The organism is Mixta tenebrionis, from assembly GCF_006517625.1.
Lineage (GTDB): Bacteria > Pseudomonadota > Gammaproteobacteria > Enterobacterales > Enterobacteriaceae > Mixta > Mixta tenebrionis.
Map to the genome: position 1 here is coordinate 1 of NZ_VHQI01000046.1, position 958 is coordinate 958.

Here is a 958-nt window from a genome sequence, read left to right on the forward strand (position 1 = left end):
ATAAACAACCACGGATTTCCCCGCTGCGTTGGCAGCGTTCTGATTACGTCCATCGCCAGTGAGTTAAGGTGAACAATCCGTCCATAGCCATTCTTGGTTTCAGGGAGCCACAGGGTGCGTTTAACCGGGTCAACATGCTCCCACTTAGCCAGACGCAGCTCATCACGACGAAGGCCGGTCAGTAACAGCAGTTTGACATAGCGGGCAGCTACAGGGCTGGTATCGTTATCGGCGGAGAGAAAAATACGACGAATTTCGTCCTCGGTAAAATAACGCTGTCGGGCGTTGTTCTCCCTGAGTAGCTGTACCACCCTTGCCGGATGAACAGAGGTCATGCTTTGCCTTCCGGCCCATGTAAAGACGGCTTTAATGAGTACGATGACACGGTTACAGGTAGCCGCTGACAGGGAAGTACTTAACGTCTGCTGAAGGCGCAGAATACTCGCTGGTGTGATATCGCTCAGCAGCCTCTGACCAATGGCGGGACGGATATGATCGCGGTAGCGCTGAACATCCTTTCCCCAACTGCGTTTAGCGGATTTTGCCCATGGCAGATAATGCTGATTAAAGAGTTCATCGAACGTCAGCTCCATTCTCTTGTTTTCACGCTCCTGCTTAGGGTCAGTGCCGGTGGCAAGGGAACGTTTGTGTTCTATGGCAATCTGACGAGCAAGATTGACGTCCACTTCAGGCCAGTGACCAATGGCGATGGCGCGTTTTCGTCCATGATAAAGGTAGCGTAGCAAAAACTTTTTACGACCTTCTCTTCTGCTGACCAGACACTTGAGGCCGGAAATCTCGGTGTCGCTGTATTCGGCATCGGTACTGCGTGCATCGGATGTGTTAGGGGGCAGGGATTTAATGAGCTGATTAGTAAAACGGAAGCGTTTGGGGGTGGACATATAACCTCCTGTGACTGGTGTAAAGAACGTCAGGGTTGACCCATCCCCGGCACGGC

General features: G+C 52.1%; 1 protein-coding gene. It reads right to left on the minus strand.

Going from position 1 to position 958, the window contains the following annotated elements; all coding sequences use genetic code 11:
- The coding region (locus FKM52_RS21440; protein ID WP_141178110.1) for a tyrosine-type recombinase/integrase at positions 1-902 on the minus strand (902 nt) is incomplete at its 3' end.
- Positions 903-958: the final 56 nt, after the last annotated feature.